Annotated in this window: 13 protein-coding genes and 4 pseudogenes; 15 read left to right on the plus strand and 2 right to left on the minus strand. The window is 62.1% G+C overall.

Annotated features, from left to right (window positions below; all coding sequences use genetic code 11):
- Nucleotides 1-283 precede the first annotated feature (283 nt).
- From FKV68_RS24260 to FKV68_RS24285, 6 genes and pseudogenes are all read left to right on the plus strand, one after another.
- Nucleotides 284-1,117 (plus strand): alpha/beta fold hydrolase, encoded by an 834-nt coding sequence (locus FKV68_RS24260; protein WP_425347603.1) that lies wholly within the window; start codon nt 284-286, stop codon nt 1,115-1,117.
- A gap of 118 nt (nt 1,118-1,235) precedes the next feature.
- The gene (locus tag FKV68_RS24265; RefSeq protein WP_425347596.1) at nt 1,236-2,183 is read left to right on the plus strand and encodes an MBL fold metallo-hydrolase; all 948 of its coding nucleotides are present in this window, start codon (nt 1,236-1,238) and stop codon (nt 2,181-2,183) included.
- A gap of 46 nt (nt 2,184-2,229) precedes the next feature.
- A pseudogene (locus tag FKV68_RS24270) lies at nt 2,230-2,441 on the plus strand (hydantoinase/oxoprolinase N-terminal domain-containing protein); the annotation flags it as partial.
- Nucleotide 2,442: 1 nt separating this feature from the next.
- Nucleotides 2,443-4,668, plus strand: a pseudogene (locus FKV68_RS24275) (M10 family metallopeptidase C-terminal domain-containing protein); the annotation flags it as partial.
- Nucleotides 4,669-4,798: 130 nt separating this feature from the next.
- Nucleotides 4,799-5,200: a hypothetical protein gene (locus tag FKV68_RS24280; protein WP_180943093.1), complete on the plus strand. Its 402-nt coding sequence runs from the start codon at nt 4,799-4,801 to the stop codon at nt 5,198-5,200.
- A 2-nt stretch (nt 5,201-5,202) separates the two neighbouring features.
- Nucleotides 5,203-5,352: pseudogene (locus FKV68_RS24285) on the plus strand (aldehyde dehydrogenase family protein); the annotation flags it as partial.
- 522 nt (nt 5,353-5,874) lie between these two features.
- Here FKV68_RS24285 and FKV68_RS24290 read toward each other — a convergent pair.
- Nucleotides 5,875-6,951, minus strand: a complete 1,077-nt coding sequence (locus tag FKV68_RS24290) for an NAD/NADP-dependent octopine/nopaline dehydrogenase family protein (protein WP_180943094.1) — start codon at nt 6,949-6,951, stop codon at nt 5,875-5,877.
- 208 nt (nt 6,952-7,159) lie between these two features.
- On the opposite strand from FKV68_RS24290, the gene FKV68_RS24295 reads away from it, so the two are divergent.
- The 9 genes from FKV68_RS24295 (at nt 7,160) to FKV68_RS24335 (ending at nt 16,278) form a co-directional block, all read left to right on the plus strand.
- The gene (locus FKV68_RS24295; RefSeq protein WP_180943889.1) at nt 7,160-8,185 is read left to right on the plus strand and encodes a LysR family transcriptional regulator; all 1,026 of its coding nucleotides are present in this window, start codon (nt 7,160-7,162) and stop codon (nt 8,183-8,185) included.
- Between the two features lie 25 nt (nt 8,186-8,210).
- Nucleotides 8,211-9,311: an extracellular solute-binding protein gene (locus FKV68_RS24300; RefSeq protein WP_180943095.1), complete on the plus strand. Its 1,101-nt coding sequence runs from the start codon at nt 8,211-8,213 to the stop codon at nt 9,309-9,311.
- A 79-nt stretch (nt 9,312-9,390) separates the two neighbouring features.
- Nucleotides 9,391-10,371, plus strand: coding sequence for an ABC transporter permease (locus tag FKV68_RS24305; protein ID WP_180943096.1), 981 nt, complete (start codon nt 9,391-9,393; stop codon nt 10,369-10,371).
- A gap of 9 nt (nt 10,372-10,380) precedes the next feature.
- Complete coding sequence (locus FKV68_RS24310) at nt 10,381-11,172, plus strand: ABC transporter permease (RefSeq protein WP_180943097.1); 792 nt, start codon at nt 10,381-10,383, stop codon at nt 11,170-11,172.
- Nucleotides 11,173-11,177: 5 nt separating this feature from the next.
- A complete protein-coding gene (locus FKV68_RS24315; protein ID WP_180943098.1) occupies nt 11,178-12,248 on the plus strand; it encodes an ABC transporter ATP-binding protein in 1,071 nt (356 codons plus the stop codon).
- 16 nt (nt 12,249-12,264) lie between these two features.
- On the plus strand, nt 12,265-13,728 hold the full coding sequence (locus FKV68_RS24320; protein WP_180943099.1) for an NAD(P)-binding domain-containing protein: 1,464 nt from the start codon (nt 12,265-12,267) through the stop codon (nt 13,726-13,728).
- Between the two features lie 107 nt (nt 13,729-13,835).
- Nucleotides 13,836-14,333 carry a CMD domain protein gene (locus tag FKV68_RS24325; protein ID WP_180943100.1) on the plus strand — a complete coding sequence of 166 codons (498 nt, stop codon included), beginning with the start codon at nt 13,836-13,838 and terminating at the stop codon, nt 14,331-14,333.
- Between the two features lies 1 nt (nt 14,334).
- Entirely contained in the window at nt 14,335-14,913 is a 579-nt protein-coding gene (locus FKV68_RS24330; RefSeq protein WP_180943101.1) for a peroxidase-related enzyme, read from the plus strand.
- Nucleotides 14,914-16,278 carry an MATE family efflux transporter gene (locus tag FKV68_RS24335; RefSeq protein WP_246452742.1) on the plus strand — a complete coding sequence of 455 codons (1,365 nt, stop codon included), beginning with the start codon at nt 14,914-14,916 and terminating at the stop codon, nt 16,276-16,278.
- A gap of 335 nt (nt 16,279-16,613) precedes the next feature.
- Here FKV68_RS24335 and FKV68_RS24340 read toward each other — a convergent pair.
- Nucleotides 16,614-16,820: pseudogene (locus FKV68_RS24340) on the minus strand (AhpC/TSA family protein); the annotation flags it as partial.
- Between the last annotated feature and the right edge of the window lie 133 nt (nt 16,821-16,953).

The following is a 16,953-nucleotide window of genomic DNA, read 5'->3' on the forward strand; positions in this document are numbered from 1 at the left end:
CCCATCGTTGTCAGCTTTGCCGGTCGTGAGGTTAGGCGGCCGAGCGTATCAATTCAACCAGCGCTCCGGAACGGAGGCAGCAGTTGCAAATTACACGGAAAAGGAGAGGATCATGGCACAGTCGAAAGCAGTCACCGCCGCAGCAACGGTATCCCGCCGCAATGTCATCGCCGCCGCCCTCGGGGCTGCAGCGACCGCCGCAGCCGTTCCGGCCGTCATCCGCCCGGCCTCGGCCGCAAATGTCTCGAATGCAACCAACACAACCAGCGAAGGAGCAAGGACCATGGGCAGCAGGATCGTCACCCGCGACGGCGTCGAAATCTATTACAAGGACTGGGGTCCGAAGGACGGGCCGGTGGTCGTGCTCAGCCACGGCTGGCCGCTGTCTTCCGACAGCTGGGAGGCCCAGGCCTTCCACCTCGCCAACAACGGCTTCCGCGTCGTCACCCATGATCGCCGCGGTCACGGCCGCTCCAGCCAGCCCTGGGACGGCAACGACATGGACCACTATGCCGACGATCTCGCCGAGCTGATCGAACAGCTGGATCTCACCGGCATCTTCCTCGCCGGTTTTTCGACCGGTGGCGGCGAGATCTCCCGCTATATCGGCCGCCACGGCACCAAGCGCGTCGCCAAGGCCGGGCTGATCTCGGCGGTGCCGCCGCTGATGGTCAAGACCGACGCCAACCCCGGCGGGCTGCCGAAGGCGGTGTTCGACAATCTCCAGGCGGCAAGCGTTGTCGACCGCTCGCAACTCTACAAGGACATCGCCGCCGGGCCGTTCTTCGGCTTCAACCGGCCGGGCGCCAAGGTTTCCCAAGGCATGATCGACAGCTTCTGGCTGCAGGGCATGACGGGCGGCCACAAGAACACCTATGACTCGATCGTCGCCTTCTCGCAGACCGATTTCACCGAGGACCTGAAGAAGTTCGACGTGCCGACCCTGATCATCCATGGCGACGACGACCAGATCGTGCCGATCGACGCGGCGGCGCGGGCCTCGAAGAAGCTCATCCCGCATGCGGTGCTGAAGGTTTATGCCGGCGCCCCGCACGGCATCACCGACACCCACAAGGACCAGCTCAACCAGGACCTGCTCGAATTCGCGAGGTCCTGACATAAGCGTCCGGCGCAATCTTGATGCAATTCCGGGAAAACCGTTACGCACTTTTCCTGGAATTGCTTACCAATCGCGCCGGACTACCTTTCGATCTTCAGCGCGAAGGATGACGACAATGACGAGCAATGTTTCTACGCCGCTTTCATTCCCCTCCACCCGGCGTGCCTTTCTCGCGGGCGGCGCCGCGATGGCCGCGGTTCCCTTTCTGCCGAAGCCGGTCTTCGCCGCGACACACCGCTTCAATCACGGTGCCTTCGATATCTCGGTGCTGAGCGACGGCTTCATCACGCTGCCGGTCGAAATCATTCTGCCGGACGCCGCCGAGGATCAACGTGCCGACATTATGAAGCGGCTCGGCGGCGATGCGAAGAGCGCGCCCTTTCAAGCCAACATCCCGCTGATCCGTACCGGAAACGACCTCATTCTCGTCGACACCGGTTCCGGCGATAATTTCCAGGCGAGCGCCGGCAGGCTCGCCGGCAATCTCAAGGCCGCGGGCGTCGATCCGGCGTCGATCACCAAGGTGGTGTTCACCCATGCGCATCCGGACCATTCCGGCGCCACCGTCACGCCCGAGGGGCGGCTCCTTTACCCGAACGCCGATTATTTCGTCAGCTCCGCCGAGTGGAGCTTCTGGATGGACCCGAACTACGAAGCCAACATGCCCTCGGCGCTGCATGATTTCGCGCGCGGAGCCCAGCGTGACCTGTCGGCCGTCAGGGAGCGCGTCAAGCTGGTGAAGCCCGGCGACGAGATCGTCACCGGCATGCGTGTGGTCGACACTAGGGGACACACGCCCGGTCACATCTCGCTGGAGCTTGCCGGTTCCGATCCGCTGATCATCACCGGCGACGCGGCAACCAGCAACATCGTCTTCTTCGAGCATCCCGAATGGCACTTCGGCTTCGACACCGAACCCGAAATCGCGCTCGCGAACCGCAAGGCACTGATCGATCGCGCCGCGACCGACAAGGCCAGGCTTCTCGGCTATCACTGGGCCTATCCCGGCCTCGGCTATGCCGAACGCAAGAACGGCGCTTACCGTTTCGTCGCCGCCGAATGACGGGTGCGCAGCGCGCTCCCCGTTGCGTCGCGTGTTGCCGACGACGATGAGCGGAACCGGGACCTGGGACTTCTGGGTGGATCGCGGCGGCACCTTCACCGACGTCATCGGCCCTGACCCTGAGGGCGCGTTTCATGTGCTGAAGGTTCTCCCCGAAAATTCCGAGGCCTACAGTGATGCGGCGGTGCACGGCATCCGGCAGCTTCTCAAGCTCCCAGTGGGCGAGCCGCCCCGGCAGGCCTGATCGGCGAGGTGCGGACACGGCTTCGGAAGCACGCAGTATGGCTATCAGTTGACCTCCTCGGGCATGCAGCATGACATCGGCTTTGTGATCCATGACACCGGCGGGACCGACACGATCGACTTCTCCGGCTCGACGGCCGGTACGATCCTTGACTTGCGTGCCGGCAGTTCTCCAGCGTCAACGGTCATAGCAACAATGTGTCGATCTTCGACGGACATAACGCGGATGGGACCGACTATTACGTCGAGAACGGCATTGGCAGCAGGTATGACGACATCCTGATCGGCAACGACGGCGCCAACACCCTGGACGGCCGCGGCGGGGGAGACCGCATGGCTGGCAACGGCGGTGACGATACTTATTTCGTCGATTCGTTGGAGGACATCGTGCGTGAGGAGGCTAACGGCGGGAACGACACGGTCATCCTCCTTTCCAGAAACCTGAAAATCAGGAAAATCGCCAACGTCGAAAACATCATCTACGCCGACGAGCCAGCCTGGCGGCGGCGGCGAGACCCCGCCCAGCGTCGGCGACAACACGATGACCACCATCATTTTCGGTAGCGACGGAAATGATACGCTTGATGGCGGTGCCGGCGACGACACGATCTTCGGCCAGGGAGGCGACGACCTGATCATCGGCGGCCGCGACTCGCTCGCCAGCCGCGATATCAACAACACGATCGATGTCGAGGACCTGGAAGACCAGACCGAAAGCGATGACGGTAACGACACACTCTACGGCGGCGACGGCAACGACACGATCATCGGTGGCGCCGGCCAAGACTATCTGGATGGGGGTTCCGGTGTTGACACGGTCGTCTACGCGGGTAGCTCCGACGGCGTGACGATCGACCTTGCCAACGGCACGGCCAATGGTGGCGACGGTGATGGTCCGGTGCAAATCGTCGGCCGAGGCGCGGCGATCCGGCACGATATGCTCGTTGGCTTTGAAAATGCCGTCGGTTCGTCTTTTGATGGCCATCTCATCGGCAATGCCTTGTCCAATGAACTCTCCGGCGGCACTGGCGACGATACGCTGACCGGCGGCGGCGGGGCCGACAGATTGAATGGCGGCGCCGGCAGCGACACGGCAGACTACGCTGACGCAACGCGCGGCGTCAGACTTAGTCTCGCGGAAGGCAAGTCAGGCGGAGATACATATACCTCCATCGAAAATCTTGCAGGTTCGGGATTTGATGACCGACTGACCGGCAACGGCGCAGCCAATATATTGACTGGTCAGGGCGGGAACGACGCGCTCAACGGCGGGCGCGGCGATGACACCCTGCTCGGCGATTTCGCCTATCAGGGCGACGCGCCGCCACGCCCGGGCATGGGAACCGGCTACACCACCCTCGGACCGGACGCGACGAACAACTCGATCGCAGCCGCTTTCGACATCTCCAACAACTTTTCCCTGGCCAGCGACCCCGATATCTTCGACTCGACGACGATCCTTCATACGACCGTCGACGCCACCGGAAACGGCCAGGGCGGATACTATAAAATCAGTCTAGCGGCCGGTACGGTCATCACGATAGACATTGACGGAATTGTCGATCCGAATGTCCATGACAGTTGGGTCAGGCTGCTCGACAGCGCCGGCAACATCGTCGCTCAGAACGATGATGGCGACGGCGATCCCGGCTCCGCCAGCAACAGGGATTCAAGTCTGGTATTCGTCGCTAAAGAGACTGGAACCTATTACATACTGGAAGGCAGTTGGTTACCGACGGCGCCGGGCGATGGCTGGGCGGAAGTTGTGCCGGCAGGCTCGACCTATGAGTTGAACGTGTCGGTCGAGTTTCCCCCTGCGCCGGCCCAGCCGGGCGTTGCGGGATCCGATACGCTCACCGGCGGCGGCGGCAACGATCTGCTGGATGGCGGTCTGGCGGCCGACACGCTGACCGGCGGCGAGGGAGAAGACACATTCCGCTTCTCGACGGAGCTTGGGAACGGCAATGTCGACTGGATCGAGGACTTCAAGGTCATCGACGACACCATCCTGCTGGACAACCTCATCTTTGAGAACGTGGGTGGCGACGGCGCTCTCGCCTTGAGCGCGTTTTACGGAAGTGCGACGGGCGTCGCTCATGACGGAGACGACCGCATCATCTACGATACCGATAGCGGGGCCTTGTCCTATGACGCCGATGGCGGCGGAGCCGTTGCAGCCATCCAGTTTGCGCAGCTGAGCACAAATCTGAGGCTTTCGGCTGCCGACTTCATTATCATCTAACTCGACCAGGTGCGGCGCTTTCAGACGCCCCACCTAATACTAGGTTTGCGGTTGGTTTCTCTTTCGAACCGTTAGCTGAGCGGCAGTGCCGCCGCCACACGGGTCTTGCGGGGCAATCATGAAGAGCGCGATGAAGCGGCCGACCGATCGCCGCACAGTATTAAAGACCGCCGGAGCTGCGGCTGTCGCGGCGGTCGCCAGGCCAGTCGCTGCGCAATCGATAGATATTCGCGGCGTGGTCACGTTTGAGGGCGGCGCGCTTATACCGGAGGGTCATCTCGAGATTTATCTCGAGGACCCTGCCATTCGAAATGGTGCGCGACGTCGCGCAGCGCAAACGCGCATCAGAAGCGACGGCGGCTCAAAGACGGTAGCCTTTTCCTTGTCCCCGCTCGCAAGCTCGACAGCTTCGCCAACGCTGCGGATCGTTGCACGCTTGGAGCGTGCGGATGGCTGGCTGGTGGCGCGCGGCAGCATGCAGTTCGAGGCTGGTCCACCCGTCAGCGTCACACTCAACACGGTTATGTATTAAAGCAGCCGACATTCACGGAAGCGCGGTGGGGTGGACACAAACAGTCCGGCATCGGACGTGAACTCGGCCGCTGGGGTCTCGAGAACTATCTCGAGACCAAGCAGATAACCCGCCTCGTCAGCGAAGAACGATGGGGCTGGTACATCAAGTGAACGGACGCTGCTGCTTGGGCTTTGGCTTCCAAAATTGCCTGTTCTACTGAATCTGGAGGTCTCGCAAATGCTCTCGATCTGGCGGCGGCATTTCAGCATCTTCCTTGCGGACGGCTTCTCTCTGTTGGGCTTCACTTCCGTGACCGCTCCTCTCCGGATCGCGAATGATGTCCTGGATAGGCCTATTCCTGGAATATCGTCAGTCACGACGGTGAACCCGTTCAATCGAGCTGCGGCGTCAGCCTGACCGCCGAATGTGACCTCGATTGCGCACGAAACACCAAGGTGCTTGATCAGGCCCGCTTCTGGCATTGTTCCCGGCGAAAAATACGAGGGGTTTCCTCTCGCTCTGTCGACGTCCGCTTAGCCAAACGCTCTGTCGGGCCGAGTGAGCTAGGTGCTACCTTCAAACGTCCTCCGGGACCGCCGCTGCCGGCATGTCGCCTCGATAAAAAAACGCCGGCGCTCTCAAAGATCTCGCGGCGTAGCCGCGGTGGACCCCCGCATCGGTTGCGATGACATCTATGCGGTGGGCCACTCCTCGCACAAGGCCGTGAGGGCTGTCGGAGAAAGCTCATCGAGTGCCAGATCCGGCAGCAGATCGTTGTCGGCGACAAGGTTGCGGCCCATTGCCGCCGAAAACAGGCTGGTGCCGGCTTCGTGCAGCAACGCGGGGCTGCCGGCAATGCGGCCAAGTAGGCTGGTTGGCACAAGGCCGAAGGGTACGTCCTCGTAGATATAGCGGCTGTCGGCGGTCGCTGGGCCGAAGCCACCGCGCCCCTCGCGGTGCATCTGCTGGTTCATTTCCGATACGCTGCTCATCGGCACGTGGAAGGAGAGCGAGAAATGTTCCCGCACAGTCCGGACCGAAAGGCCGAAGCTCTCGGCGATCCTAAGCCGTTCGAGGTCAAGCGCTTCAATCAATTGCCCGACGGCGGGCGTGACGTACTCGCCCTGTCCCCATCTCTCGCCCTTTTCCATGCGGGTCAGGTTGAGCAGGGCGATTCCGAGGTGGTTCTGTGGGTTGAGGTTCGACAGCGCGATGGCGAGCAGCCCGTCGCGCTCAACGAAACGCTCGCCGAAGAGTTCAGTGCAAAGCGCCTTTCCGTCGACCGCCGCGGATTTCGGCAGGGTCGCGACATCAATCTTTTGACGGATGGTATTGACCGAAACGCTCACCCCGTCCGATTGCTGGCGGCCAGTCAGAAGCGTCGTGCCCCAAACGATGATGGGCAGACGTATGCCTCGATCCGCCAGTCGCTTTGAAAGGTAAAGAGCGCCGAATGAACTGTGCGAACTGATGATCACTGGCTGGCCGGATTTGAGGTGGGGCACGGCGGCATCGAACACCAGACGATGGCCGTTTGCGGGTAGGGCGACAATAATCGCATCGGCCCCCACGACCGCCTCAGCGCAATCGCTGGCTGCGGCAACCGATCCGGAAAACTCGACTGCTCCCGTCGCGGTCAGGCAAGCGCCTTCGGCGAGCTTGCGAAGCGCGCCAGACGGTGACCAGAGGATCGGCTGGTGACCGGCCTTCGCGAGGAAAGCCGCCATGCCGCAGGCAATCGCCCCCGCCCCAAGAATACCAATACGCATTGATCCCTGCTCCTCTCCTCGTCCTGCCTGGCGCGTGACAATCCGCGGGCGGACTGTCGCCGGGCAGGCGTCATCACGGTTTTCCCCTGGCGGGCTCTGTGGTCCGGTTATTTTCTACAAAACTACCCAACAAAGAAAACTTGTCTTTTGTCACTAGCGCCAAGAATGCGTTTTATGCACTATACAACATCGATTATGCAAGGAGCGCATAGTATCCATGGAAATCCGCGACCTCGAAGCGTTTCTCGCGGTCATGTCGACCGGCAGCATTACCGGTGCTGCGCGCCTTCTTGATCGCTCGCAATCACAGGTCACGCGGCTGATCCAGGATCTGGAAACCACGCTTGGTTTCGCGCTGTTCGAGCGTAACGGCCCCAAGATCGCCCCTACCGAGAAGGGAATTGCGTTCCATGACGATGCCGAGCGGTTCGTGAGCGGAATCGGCCACTTGCGGGATCGAGCGAAAGCGATCGCGGGCAGGGAACCCGAACCGATAGAGATCGCTGCCACGCCGGCTTTCGCAAGCGGCATTATCCCGCTCGCGCTCGCGCAGTTGCCGGAAGACTGTTTGCCGCGCACAATAAATCTTCGCAGCATGCCGGCGGAGGCGGCGGTCCAGTCGGTCCTTGCCCGAACGGCGGATTTCTGCGTCACGTCGCTGCCGGCCGATCAGCCGGGGCTCGAGGTACAAGGCTTCTTCGAGGGGCCATGCGTGGCCGCCTTGGCGCCGCACGATCCTCTTGCCGCCCGCGATGTGGTCTCACTTGCCGACCTCGCCGGCCGCACCCTGGTGACCATGGCAAATCCCTTCCGTCTGCGCCACCGCGTCGACCAGGCGCTTGAGGCCGCGAAGGTCAGACCCGACCGGGTCATCGCTACCAATGCGGCGATGAACGCCGTGCAGATCGCCTCGACCGGTCTCGGCGTCGCGATCATCGAGCCCGCAACCGCCTATGGCATGCAAGCGCCTTCCGTCGCGATCCGCCCGCTCGACGTCGACATCCCTTTCCTCTGGGCGATTTTTTCGGCGGGCGCCCGCCCGCTTTCGACCGGCGCGCATGAGCTGATCCAGCGCATCATGCAGATCGCGACCGAGAGGATGCCGAGACTGACCGTGCATGACGCGCGCCGGATAGCGCGCATCGCGGACGCGGCCTTTGCCCGCCCGAACCACCCCGATACGGCCCCAGAAAACGAGGGTCGAATAACTGAAGTACCCGAGAACGAAAATTGAGCCTGCCAGAGAAATAGGAGGAACCATGAAAGACTTGATCGCAACCCGCCGTTCGACATTGAAGCTGCTCGCAGCCGGCACAGGCATGCTGGCCGCACCGTCGATCATCCGGCCCGCTTTCGGCCAGAGTAAGGTCGTCAACATCACGACCTACGACAAGTTCGTGCCGCAAACCTTCATCGATCAGTTCCAGAAGGACACCGGTATCGAGATCCGCATTAGGCTGACCGACGATCAGGGCAAGCAGTACAACCTTCTGACGGCCGAGGGCACCGCGCCCTCCACCGACATCGTGACGGTCACCGGCCATCGCCTGTCGCAGTTCATGGGATCGGACCTGCTCGCGCCCCTCGACACGGCTCGCCTGAAGAATTGGGATAAGCTCGCTTCCGCCTACAAGGGTGCCCCGCAGCTCACCGTCGATGGCAAGACCTATGGCGTGCCGCTGCTTGCCGGCTTCGAGGGACTTGCCCGCAACACGGAATATACCAAGGCCTCCGACAGCTGGAGTATCATGTTCGATGACGAGTACAAGGGTCTGACCTCCTACATCATCACCGACTTCCTCTCCATCGTCATGCGCCATCAGGGCAATGACGGCGACTACGTCACCTACGGGGACAAGCCGGACGTGGCACAGGCCGCGACCAATCAGGCCCGCGACTTCCTGATCAAGCACAAGGATAAGGTGCGCAAGTATTACGACGCCGCCTCCGAGGTCCAGCAGATGTTCGTCAACGAGGACATCTACCTGGCACAGACCTGGTCGGGTCCGGCAGCCAAGCTGATTATGGATGGTCACCCGATCGAGATCTCCGTCCCGAAGGAAGGCACCTACGGCTTCCTCTACTCGTTCAACGTCGTCAACAACGCTCCGAACGCGGACGCGGCCTATGCCTTCCTCGACGCACTCCTGTCCTCGCCGGAAATCGGCGCGGCGATGACGCGCCAGTCGGGCTTCGCGTCAGCCTTCGACGGCGTCGACAAGGTGCTGGACGACAAGGAGCGCGCCGCTATGACGCTGCCGCCGGAGCAGGTCGAGCGGATCCAGTTCTTCAGCTCGGTGAACCGAGACATGAAGAACGAGATGATCGACAAGGCCGCCGCCGAAATCAAGGCCGCCTGACGATCTTAAACCATGCGACCGGCTCACTGGCCGGTCGCGCACTCGAATAACGACTCATCCAGAGCCGGGAACGACCAGAATGGTGGACACGACGACACAACCTCGATCCGTCGCCTTGCCGGCGGCACCCCGCTATGCGGGGTGGATCGGCACGGCAGTGGGTTCAAGCCTCTATCGCAACACAATAGGGCAGCTGGCGGACAGCCGCCGCATCAGGCTCGCCGTGCTCGCGGGCGTGCCGCTCGTCTGGATCGCCATGCTGCATATCGGGCCTATCCTGCAGATGGCCAATATCAGCCTCATGGCCAATTATCCGCCGCAACCGCACAAGAGCAGCGACTACACACTCGCCAATTACGCCTTGTTCTTCTCCGACCGGCTCTATTTCGTGCCCTTCATTCGCAGCCTGATCTTTGCAGCGGTGGTCACGATCTCGACGCTGGTGATCGTCTATCCGGTCGCCTACTACATTGCGAAGGTGGTGCAGCCGAAGAACCGGATGCGCGCCCTGCTTCTGCTGCTTATTCCGTTCTGGGCGGGGGAACTGATCCGCACCTTCTCGGTCATTATGTTGCTCGCCAATCGCGGGGCTGCGAATGTTCTGCTTCGGGAGCTGGGCTTGATCGATCGGCCGATCCCGATGCTCTACACCTTCTTTTCGCTGAGTTTCGGCGTGATCTATCTTCTGGCGCTCTATATGCTGTTGCCGCTCTATTCGGCGATCGAGAAGATTCCGACGCCGCTCATCCATGCCGCGGCCGATCTCGGCGCGGGCCCCTTCCAGCGCTTCCGCCGGGTCATTCTGCCGCTTTCCAAGGACGGCATCGTTTCGGGGTGCAGCCTCGTCTACCTCACCGCCATTGGCGTTTTTGCGGCGCCCCTGCTGCTCGGCGGCCCGAATGCGGTCATCTTTCCTGAAGTCATCGCGATGCTGTTCCACGGCTCGAATGACAAGTGGCCCGAGGGTGCCGCCTTCTCGATGATCATGCTTGCGGTGTCGCTTACTACCGTCGGTCTGTTCATGCGCGTCGTCGGCGGTCGCTCTGTAAGGCTGATGTAAGGACAGCTGATGCGAACTTATTTCAACGATCTGCCAAAGACTGCGCTCGGTGCCTCCTATTGGCTCTTTACTGTCTACCTCGTACTGCCGCTGGCACTAATGATGTCGATGAGTTTCAAGGACGCCAATTTCATCGCTTTTCCGATCGGCAACTGGACGCTCGACTGGTACGGCAAGGTGCTGCAGGACAAGCAGTTTATCGAGGCGTCGCTCTATTCGATTGGCATTGCCCTCGCGACGACCGTCTGCGCGACGATTGTTGGCGTCTGGATCGCGATGCTGGTGTCGGCGGAAAACATCTGGGGCAGGGCGGCCATCTTCGCGCTCGCCTGTTTGCCCGCCGTCGTACCGGGCCTGATCAATGCCATCTCGATGCGTATCTTCATCCGCGCGGTGGATATTCCCACCGGCACCTTTGCGATCATCCTGGCGCACACGGTCCACGCGGTGCCCTTCGTGGTTATCATGGTGTTGACGCGACTGCGCTCCATGCCCGCCAATCTGGTCGATGCGGCGCGCGACCTCGGCGCCGATCCGTTCGTCGCCTTCCTGCGCGTCACGATCCCCTATCTCATCCCGGCGCTCTTCGGCGGCATGATTTTCTGCGTGCTGACAAGCATCGACGATTTCGTGCGCACCTTCTTCCTCGGCGGTTACCAGCCTACGCTGCCGATGCTGATCTTTGCCAAGGTGCAGGGCGGCATGTCGCCGGAGATCAACGCCATGGCGACGATCGTGCTCGTCGTCACCACTGCCGTCGGCCTCTATGCCGAGCTTTTTACCCGCCGTTCGAGGAGCTGACGCGCATGCAGCCGGTCGTCCATTTCAAGAATGTCAATAAGTTCTACGGTGCGCTCCCGGCCGTCGAAAACCTCGATCTCGCCATCGAGACCGGGCAGTTCGTTACGCTGCTTGGCCCTTCCGGCTGCGGCAAGTCGACGACGCTGCGCATGCTCGGCGGCTTCGAGGAGCCAACCTCCGGTGAAATCTATCTCGACGGCAAGCCGATCTCGCACCTGCCCCCCAACAAGCGCAACGTCAACATCGTCTTTCAGGATTATGCGCTTTTCCCCCACCTGCCGGTTCGCCGCAACATCGCTTTCGGACTGGAGCTGAAGGGCATGGAGTCGAGCGCGATCCACAAGCGCGTTACCGAGCTTCTCGCCCTCGTCGGGCTTCAGGACTACGCCGAGCGCATGCCGGCCCAGCTTTCCGGCGGCCAGCGGCAGCGAGTGGCGCTGATGAGGGCGCTGGCGCCCGATCCGAACGTGCTGTTGCTCGACGAGCCACTCTCGGCGCTTGATGCGAAGCTGCGCCAGCAGATGCAGATCGAGCTCAAGTCCATTCAACAGAAGACCGGGAAGACCTTCATCTTCGTCACCCACGACCAGGAGGAGGCACTGACGATGTCCGACGTCATCGTGGTGATGGACAAGGGCAGGATCGAGCAGATGGGCGGCCCGGACGAGCTCTATGCTCGCCCACGCAGCCGCTTCGTCGCCAATTTCATCGGACAGAGCAATTTCCTCGAAGGTAAGGTCGTGTCCGTCGAAGGCACGGTCGCGAGCTTCGACTGGCAGGGCAACATCGTGCAGGCCGACGTAAACGGTACGGCGCACGCGCCGGGGGCACGCGCGACCGTGGCGCTCCGGCCCGAGGCGCTCTACTGCCTGCCGGCGAAACCCGAAGGCCGGCTGGCGCTCAAGGGACGCATCGACCAGCGCGTCTTCAAAGGTGCCCACACGTCTCTCACCGTAACCCTCGAAAATGGCACGAGCCTCGTCGTCCAGCTCGATCCGGTCGCTCTCTCGCATATCGAAAGCGACGAGGTGTGGGTGGGCTGGCGCGAACGGGATGCCGTCCTGCTGGCGGATTGAACAGGAGAGCGACGTCATGACCAACAAGCAGCAGCGGCTTGCCGAGCTGAATGCGCGGGTGGCGCAGGATCTCAGCTATCTGAACTACCCGCCGGCCAATTGGTCGAAGACGATCACGACGAAAGATGGTCGGCCCCTCAGCGACGTGGTCATCATTGGCGGCGGCATGTGCGGCCTCGTGGCCTGGCATGCGCTGACGCGCGCCGGTATTGCCAATCTGCGCATCGTCGACCGGGCGCCGAAGGGTCTCGAGGGACCATGGCTCACCTATGCGCGCATGGAAACGCTGCGCTCGCCGAAGAACCTGCTGGGTCCGGCCCTCGGCGTGGCCTCGCTCAGCTTCCGGGCCTGGTTCACGACGCTCCATGGCGAGGCCGAATGGGAGGAACTGTTTCGCATCCCGCGACCGATGTGGATGGATTATCTGAAGTGGTATCGCGAAATCATGGCAATCCCCGTCGAGAACGACACGCACGTCACCCGCGTCGTGCCGTGTGGCGATGATCTGCTGGAGCTCGAAATCGCCGGCGGCGCGAAGCCGCCCATTTTTACCCGCAAGCTGGTGATGGCGACTGGCCGGGACGGGCTCGGCGAGCCGACCATCCCTGACTTCGTCAAGGGTATGGAACGACACAGATCTTGGGCGCATTCAGCCGACGACATCGACTTCGAGCGGCTGAGGGGCAAACGCGTTGTCGTCATCGGCGTAGGAGCCTCGGCTGTTGACAATGCCGCAGAAGCATTGGAGCGAGGGGCGGGCGAAGTGCGTCTTCTCGCCCGTCGCAAGCAGATGCCGACGATCAACAAGCTGATGGGCATCGGCTCCTACGGGGTCGTCGCCGGCTTCGCGCAAATTTCGCCGGAATGGCGCTGGCGGCTGATGGATTATGCCGCCAAGCAGCAGACGCCGGCCCCGCACAATTCGACGTTGCGCGTCAGCCGTCATCCGAACGCCTATTTCCATTTCGATTGCGGTATCCGCTCAATGAAGGAGGAGGGCGGCGAGGTCATTATCACGACGACTAATGGCCGCGTCTTCCGCACGGATTTCGTCATCCTCGGCACCGGCTTCTTGATCGATCCCTTGAGCCGTAGCGAACTTGCCCCGTATCAGGACAAGATCGCCTGCTGGGAGGACCGCTACACGCCGCCGCCTGGCGAGGAGAACCCCGGCCTCGGCCGGTTCCCCTGGCTGAGCGACGACTTTTCCTTCACTGAGAAGGGGCCGGGCACGGCGCCATGGCTGAAGGACATCCATTGCTTCAATTACGGCGCATCCGTCAGCCTCGGCAAAGTCAGCGGCGATATTCCAGCGATCAGCGAAGGAGCGCTGTGGCTGGCGCGGGGCATTGCCGCTTCACTCTTCATCCGCGACATCGACTACCATTGGGAAGCGCTGCTCGCCTACGAGAAGCCGGAACTCGACGGAACAGAATGGACGGATGCGGACGCGCCGGAGCCGGCGCAGAGGACGGCCTGAGGCGGTACGACCGCCAGGCGACCGGGTCTTCGCTGCGCCGACCTGGATCCACAAGCAAGTGCTCTTTGCTTCTCGACGAAGCGCTTAGATTAGACTGAGGAGACCAAATGACCGCTCCATCGACCGTCGACGTGATCGACACCGTGCTCGGCCTCGAGCGCTTCCCCGACCTCAAGGCGCTGCGCCAGCAAAGGGCGAAGCTGAAGCATCTGACGCAGACAAGCTACGAAGCCGCCCTTCGTCCGGCCGAGCCGCGCAATTTCTCCTATGGGCTTCGCGCGGCACTGGCAGCACGGATCGCGGCCCTTTGGAAGTCGGAGGAACTCGCGGCCCATTATCGGGCGCTGCTTGATGGAGAGGATGCGGAAACGCGCGCACTGGCCGACCCGGCATCGGGCGCAACTGGCAACGCGCGTCTTGCCGCAATTCTCGCCCATGTCGACCTGGTGACGCTCTCGCCGAAGGAAGCGACCCGCGGCAATATCGAAAAGCTCGCCGCCGCAGGCCTCGACGACCGGGACATCGTGACGCTCGCCGGCCTCATCGCTTTCGTCAACTATCAGGTGCTGGTCGCGACCGGCCTCAAGATGCTGAGAGACAACTGACATGTCGCAAGCCGTACACGAATTCACCGTCGAGGCGCTCGACTGGAAGCCCTATGTGAAACCAATCGACATCGATGCTGCAACCCCCGAACAGCTCGAGGCGCTGAAGGTCACGCCGTCCAACAGGAAAATCTCGGACTATGTCCTGGTGCTCGCCAACGAGCCGGAAACGCTGAAGGAACGCACGCCGCTCTTCAACGACATCATGTATAGCGAGGGCGGGCTGTCGCGCGGGGGACGTGAAATCGGTGCGCTGGCGGCTTCGTTCGTCAACCGCTGCATCTATTGCGCCTCCGTGCATGCGGCGCGCTACATCCAGCTCGAGAAGCGGCCGGAGGTGGTGGAGGAGATCTACGAGAGCGGCCTCGATGCCGACCTGCCGGAAGTCGAGCAGGCGCTGTTCAATTTCGGTGTCGACCTGACGGCGCATCCCGACAATGTCGGCGCCTACCAGTTCTACCACTTGCGCGAGATCGGCATGGACGACCTCCAGATCCTTGATCTCATCCACTCGGTTGCGATCTTTGGCTGGGCCAACCGGCTGATGCACACGCTTGGCGAGCCGCACCGGCAGGACTGAGTGGAACAGGTCCCCGCTCAAAACGCATGCAGCGCGGCCGCGGTCCGCCCCTTCGGCATAACGCACCGCGACGTGCTGCGGATCGCATGTCCGATGATGATCGCCTATCTGTCGAGCCCGCTGGTCGGGCTCGTCGCGACCGGCGTCATCGGGCAGTTGCGCGAGGAGGCGCTGATCGGCGGGGTGGCACTTTCGGCCGTCATCTTCGACGTCACCTTCGTCACCTTCAATTTCCTGCGCGGCGCGACCACCGGCTTTACCGCCCAAGCGCTCGGCGCGGGTGACCGGCGCGCAGAGCAGCGCATGCTCGCGAGCGGACTGATCATCGCTCTCGTTGCGGGCTTGGCGCTCCTGGTCCTGCAAAAGCCGATCGGCGAACTCGGCCTCGACGCAATGGGTGCCGAGGGGGCGGTCCGCGATGCGGCGTCCACCTATTTCGCGTGGCGCATCTGGTCAGCGCCCTTTGTGTTATTCAACTTCGTGGTCTTCGGCTGGGTGATCGGGCGCGGCGATGTGTTCTGGGGTATGATCCTGCAAACGCTGCTGAACGTGCTCAACGCAGTGCTCAGCATCTACTGGGTGATGGGGGTCGGCTGGGGTGTCGCGGGTGTTGCCGTTGCCTCGCTGGTCGCGGAGGTCGTGACCGCACTTGCGGGTCTCTATCTTATCTGGGCAAAAAGCGACCAAAACGCTTGGAGCTTGCCGGACTTTTCCGTCTTCCGCCGTGCCTTCTCAGTAAATGGCGACATGATGATCCGCTCCTTCGCGCTGCTCATCGGCCTGTCCTTCTTCACCCGCCAAAGTGGCACGCTGGGTATCGAAATCCTTGCGGCAAACACCATCCTGCTGCGTTTCTATTTCTTCGGAGTCGCCTTCCTCGACGGAGTGGCCACCGCGGCCGAGCAGCTGGCCGGCCGCGCGGTCGGCGCGCGCTACCGCCCGGCCTTCGACCGTACCATACGGTTAACCACGCTATGGGGCTTCCTCTTCGCGGGCCTCGTCTCAGTCGCCTTCCTCTCCGGCGGCGGCTGGGTAATAGACATCACCGCTCCGACGGGAACGGTCGCGGCCCTGGCCGAGCGCTACCTGCCTTATGTCGTCGCGCTCCCGATCTTCGGCATCGTCGCCTTCCAAATGGACGGGGTCTACATCGGCGCAACCTGGTCGAGGCAAATGCGCAACCTGATGGTGGGGTCACTGGCAATCTATTTCGCCGTCTGGGCGGTGCTGCAGCCTCTGCTCGGCAATGACGGGCTATGGATCACTCTTATCCTCTTCCAAAGCGCCCGCAGTGTCGCCTTTCGCCTCATGCTGCCGCGACTGGCCGACCGGACGTTCCCTACCGGAACAAGCTCAGCCCGTTGATGGTCGGTTGGTAAAGCGCCGCGCCGCAATCGCGAACTTCTGATAGGCGCCCGGCCGACATTGCGCCTTTCCCTCGGTGCAGATTTTGTGTGCGCAAAGGTTCGGCGATTGCAATGGTGGAGCGCGGGACATGCGTCGGCCGGAAGGTGATGAGTGCGATCGTGACTAACGTGGCCCTGGCAGTTGCACGATGTTCCCTGGGCAACCTGCGCCACTACAACGTCCGCTGCTGCAACGCCACCGCATCCGGCCATTGCGTTCACCCGCTGATGCGTGCTCGATACAACCACCACAGAATTACCATGGGTGGTCGTCGAGCGAGATTTCAGCAGCCGTTAATGTGCGACTTGGGAAGCTGCCGACACCAATTCCTCGGGATCCGGTGCCTTGAACGTCGTGAGGCCACTCTCCAGAACTTCTGTGAAGCTCCAGCGTACGATGCCGCCCCGGTCAATTAGGAACTGACCGACAAGCTGCCCTTGGCCGGAAGCCATCATCTGCTGATCGGCCTCCATAATCTCATATCCGTTCGACTCGCCCATGGAACGAGCAAAGTGCGCCAGAGCGGTTGTTGCCAATCGAAACCCCTAACGTCGCGTTCTGGGGCCGAAGAACGAACCCGCTGCGCGGGAGGGTGTCTGCGGCTGAGGTAGAGGACGCAGGCTGGAGATTGCG

The organism is Sinorhizobium mexicanum, assembly GCF_013488225.1.
In the GTDB taxonomy this organism is placed as follows: Bacteria; Pseudomonadota; Alphaproteobacteria; order Rhizobiales; family Rhizobiaceae; genus Sinorhizobium; species Sinorhizobium mexicanum.